This window comes from Methanosphaera sp. (genome assembly GCF_016282985.1).
Classification (GTDB): Archaea; Methanobacteriota; Methanobacteria; order Methanobacteriales; family Methanobacteriaceae; genus Methanosphaera.
In genome coordinates this window covers 1-4294 of record NZ_JAEELZ010000018.1, presented here as the reverse complement: position 1 = coordinate 4294, position 4294 = coordinate 1, and the positions used below count along the sequence as shown (strand labels likewise).

Genomic DNA, 4294 nt, shown 5'->3' with positions numbered 1-4294 from the left:
TTTTTTTTTTTTTTTTTTTTTTTTTTTTTAGTTTTTAATAACCATATTTTATTTTTAATCCAATATTTTATGCTTGTTTATCGAAGATCATCCTATATCCAATAAAATAATTTTGCTGTACCTTCCCCTGTTATACATTTCTAGTCTATTTTGTACCGAAGTATTTGAAGAACAATATCATAACCATATATAAAATCTTATTTCAAAAAGACTAAATACCACTAGGTACTTAGGAATATTAAGCAAACCAAGGATACTTGGGCTTAAATTCCAGTCCATACCAAAGGATACCAGTCAAAAGGACATAATATCTACTATGGTCAACGTTGTATACGTTAAATATTCTGTACAAATAATATAAAACTAGAAGTTTCGACATTATTTTCAGTACATTAACTGTCCCAAATTATGACATGAAATTAATGCAAAGCATTATATTCTGCATTTAGAATCTGAAATTATTCAGACTCTGAACAATCATAACGTAATGCAGAACCAGCTATTTCATGTCTATCACCCATAATGTGAATTAATTTCCGTCTACGCTCGTCACCTCGCTCCGACTTCAATTAATTGCCTTCAGCCCAGAACTCGCGTCGAACTTCGCTGACGCTCAGTTCTCTGCTCAAACAAAGGTAGAGCAGAAGGATATTAATGAACAAGTATCAGGTAGATAATATTCCATACACATCTAGAATCTAAACAGTACAGAATATTGACAACCCGAAAAGCTTATTCTATCTTCGATACAAAGGAACCGGGACTAAAGAAACCATCAGTATCAAATGGGTAAAGCTTGTTCTATCTACTGCCAGGAAGGAACCCCAGATTGGGGATCAGTGGCAAAACTGTCAAAAACATCTGCACCTTTCAGGTACAGTGATCTGACATTTAATCCAAATCTGCCATGACAATTAAGTTTAACAGCCAGTGGAAATCAAATTCAGACTTGGTCTAGAATAAACTAGTCTGTCAGTATTTTACAATTAACTTGTAGGTTGGTTCAAAACAGATAGATGTATAAAAAGATTTATCTATTGAAATAGATACATCTATTTGTTAGATACTTTTTGGTCTCTCAAATTACCAAACGTTTGGAAATACAACCGTTTGGTAGATTTTTGACCCTGATTGATACTTTCCCCTGTATTTTTATTTGATACGTGTGATTTTTTTAAAAATTGCGAGTTTTGATATAAAAATATTGATAAAGACAGGATTTTGGGGTCAAAATCGTCCTATTTCTCTACAAAAAAATCACCTCCAAATACAGGAGAAAATAAAAATGGATTTACTTTTACCTACCAAAACACTTGATAAAATAAAAATGATTTTTAATTTAATTCGCGACGAGGATATGATATATATTTCCATATGGAGTTCTTTCAATGATGGCCTAGTTTTTAATTATTTAATGTTTTGTGGTAAATCCATATGCAATTGCGAATTGAAACTGGAGCATGGCGTTAATTATTTTGGAGAAGGATCGATTTACAATGAAAAAGGAATTAGCGAGATTAAAGAAGTATATTTTTACAATCCTGCCGCCGGATTTGAACTGAAGAACCGGAGTGAAATTAATTTGGAAAATTTAAACGAGAAGCAGAAAAATGGATTATATATTGGACCTAATTGGATGGTGGATCATTCAAAATTAATACATGAGATGGAATTAAAAATTGTGGAGCTCTTATGACAAAGTCTCAAAGAAAACTGTTTACTGAAAAAGTTGAAAAGATTTTCGACCTGATGAAATTAATGTGTCTTCCTCAAGATTGGAGGAACAATGTGGTTGATGTTGATAATATTAAACAGCTATATAGCAGGTTTGTTATCCATAAATTGATGTTCATTTATGATGTTGAATATGGTAGAATGCATATACGCCACGATGTTCGTGAAGTAAGAAACCATATCGAGAGAAATGTACTCTATGAAGGATACAGATTTCATCCAAAGCGAAAGAATAAATTTGAATTAACCAGTCTTGGTTCCAGTCAGATTCATATTAGGTTGTTTGACAGGTGGTCTAGAATTGATGTTGATGATTTATTGAGAAGGCTTGATTTAAAACTTGTGGAGCTGATATGACACCCAATGAAAGAAAATGTTTTACAAAACAGGCTGGTCAGATTTTTAATATCATGGACAACTACTCATTTGTTATTGTTCGTGATATTAAGCAATTGTATAATGACTTTGTTGTCCACGATCTTAGATTTTCGAAACACGGCCGCGAAAATGTAATATATCATCGTGTATATCTGCGTGGTGATTTTTCAAGACACGAACTATACAAGTTTTATCCAAACAGCATAAGAAAGTTTATTGCTGATATTTACATATTCTCCCCAGTCGAATGGAAACTTTTTGACAGGTGGTCAAAAATGGATATTAACGGAATGTTAAAGAAAATCAACCTGAAAATTGTGGAAATGATATGATAAACAATGTAGACTTGATGATGGTTGAATTCGTATGACAAGAACTGAACATATTGAATTTGAATCCAGACTGATTAAGTTGTTTAAATTCATGAAGAATGGAGAACAGAAAAGAATTGATTTCACAATGGAATACATGGGACGAAAATACAAGCATGGATTGATTTTTTGTAAATTTGTTAGTGATGACAATAAAAGATATTTAATAAAGCATGTATGTTTTACCATGGTTGGAGAAAATCTTAAGAACGGTAAAATTGAATGGTATTCGTTCCATGAAAAAAGAGAAAGAAAATTTGAAACCGCAAGCTATGTTGACAACATACATTGCAGTATTAGATTATTTTCCAGATATTCAAAAATCAATTTTGAACCAGTGTTTGAAAAAATGGACATGCTGATATTGGAGTGCTTATGACAACACATAGCCTTGATACTGCGAGAATTAAAAAAGTTCTTGTTGAAAAATTGAACAAGTTATTGGACATCAACAGCAACTGGAGAAAATGGCCGGTTAAAATTTTAGACTTTTGCAATATAGATGATGATCCTGTACAGCATGGGTTATTTATCACACCAACAGATAATGACTTTATTAGATTAAGCTGCAGTCATGTTATAAGAGTTCCTAAAGAACTCGATAGTGAAGATTATTTGCCAAAAACTTTTCATGGCACTTTGGAAGAATTTGAAGTTGACAGCCAGTTAACTGTTACATTTCAGGATATTGGATTTAACCGTCATAGAGAATTGGAGAAATATTCATTGTTTAGCAATGAATCAATTGTTGATTTTGATGAACTGTTTAAGATGCTGGACTTGAAAATAGTGGAGATGATATGAACGAGTTTAAGAGAAGAGACGTTGACTACAGAATGTTTAAAAAAAAGATACCTATGCTTTTCAGAATTTTGTCAAAAGAGGAGGAGCCGAAAGAAATATGCTTCAGAGCTGGTGATACACATCATCAGATTGAATTTCACACCAGTCCTATTGGTGATGATAATCCCAATGAACTGTATGTTGAACAGGCAGTATTTCCAGAATGGTATAAAACAAAAGACGAAGATGCATTTGCATGCATAAGTGCTCGTTTTATATTTGGTTTGGATGGAAGATTGCTTCGATTCAGGTTTAGCAAAGAAAAGGATGAAGTGCCGCCGAATTTTCCAATTAGGGATCATTTCATATTTTATAAAAAAAATAATCTCGTCTATCCAGAACCATTTTTCAAGTCTCTTGACATGATGATGGTTGAGTTGATATGACAGAAAAAATAAAAATATTCTGTAATAAATTAAAAATGTTTCTTGATTCCATGAAACATAGAGAAGAATTGATTTTAAAAACAGATGATTCATTTTGCGACATGGTATTTAATCATGAAATCAAGATTGAAAAGTTGCACAATGAGAACCTGCCTGGCGTGGTTCCATTTTTAATGATGGATCATAAAGTCAATCTTTGCTCCGGCCGCCGAATTTTAATCGAAACATATACATTTGTCGAAAAGTTGATGTTAAATACAATGTATTATTATGGACATGCTTATTTAGACGGGTCTTTCGGAATGGAAATTGACGAACTGGAATTGATGGAGCGAACTAGTCTGGTTCATAAAAATTCAGTTGTCAATTTTAATGAATTGTTTAGACAAATGGATCATGCTTTGGTAAAATTTGTATGACGCTGTCTAAAATTTTTTGTATAGAAATAATAAAAATAGAGGAGAAGAAATTATTTTAGAAGATGGGAGGAATAGATGGAAAATTTAGAATTTTCTTCCTTGATGATACCAATTGACAACAAGACGAAAGGACTTGTTAGAATTTCTGTTGAACAGAAAATTA

General features: G+C 32.2%; 7 protein-coding genes. All 7 read left to right on the top strand.

The features are described 5' to 3' along the window. Window positions 1-1285 precede the first annotated feature (1285 nt). Complete coding sequence (locus QZZ11_RS01095; RefSeq protein WP_292472735.1) at window positions 1286-1696, top strand: hypothetical protein; 411 nt, start codon at window positions 1286-1288, stop codon at window positions 1694-1696. A 179-nt stretch (window positions 1697-1875) separates the two neighbouring features. Further along, on the top strand, window positions 1876-2091 hold the full coding sequence (locus tag QZZ11_RS01090; RefSeq protein ID WP_292472733.1) for a hypothetical protein: 216 nt from the start codon (window positions 1876-1878) through the stop codon (window positions 2089-2091). After that, window positions 2088-2444 (top strand): hypothetical protein, encoded by a 357-nt coding sequence (locus QZZ11_RS01085; protein WP_292472731.1) that lies wholly within the window; start codon window positions 2088-2090, stop codon window positions 2442-2444. The genes QZZ11_RS01090 and QZZ11_RS01085 overlap by 4 nt, the downstream gene beginning before the upstream one ends. 34 nt (window positions 2445-2478) lie before the next feature. After that, window positions 2479-2862, top strand: a complete 384-nt coding sequence (locus QZZ11_RS01080; RefSeq protein ID WP_292472729.1) for a hypothetical protein — start codon at window positions 2479-2481, stop codon at window positions 2860-2862. Then, on the top strand, window positions 2859-3287 hold the full coding sequence (locus QZZ11_RS01075) for a hypothetical protein (protein WP_292472727.1): 429 nt from the start codon (window positions 2859-2861) through the stop codon (window positions 3285-3287). Before QZZ11_RS01080 ends, QZZ11_RS01075 begins: the two co-directional genes overlap by 4 nt. Further along, the gene (locus QZZ11_RS01070; protein WP_292472726.1) at window positions 3284-3712 is read left to right on the top strand and encodes a hypothetical protein; all 429 of its coding nucleotides are present in this window, start codon (window positions 3284-3286) and stop codon (window positions 3710-3712) included. The genes QZZ11_RS01075 and QZZ11_RS01070 overlap by 4 nt, the downstream gene beginning before the upstream one ends. A gap of 134 nt (window positions 3713-3846) precedes the next feature. After that, the gene (locus QZZ11_RS01065) at window positions 3847-4131 is read left to right on the top strand and encodes a hypothetical protein (RefSeq protein ID WP_292472724.1); all 285 of its coding nucleotides are present in this window, start codon (window positions 3847-3849) and stop codon (window positions 4129-4131) included. Window positions 4132-4294 lie beyond the last annotated feature (163 nt).

Coding starts and splice junctions, on each gene's coding strand:
- QZZ11_RS01075 (WP_292472727.1), top strand. CDS start 2,859: ATGACAACACATAGCCTTGATACTGCGAGAATTAAAAAAGTTCTTGTT.
- QZZ11_RS01080 (WP_292472729.1), top strand. CDS start 2,479: ATGACAAGAACTGAACATATTGAATTTGAATCCAGACTGATTAAGTTG.
- QZZ11_RS01095 (WP_292472735.1), top strand. CDS start 1,286: ATGGATTTACTTTTACCTACCAAAACACTTGATAAAATAAAAATGATT.
- QZZ11_RS01070 (WP_292472726.1), top strand. CDS start 3,284: ATGAACGAGTTTAAGAGAAGAGACGTTGACTACAGAATGTTTAAAAAA.
- QZZ11_RS01085 (WP_292472731.1), top strand. CDS start 2,088: ATGACACCCAATGAAAGAAAATGTTTTACAAAACAGGCTGGTCAGATT.
- QZZ11_RS01090 (WP_292472733.1), top strand. CDS start 1,876: ATGCATATACGCCACGATGTTCGTGAAGTAAGAAACCATATCGAGAGA.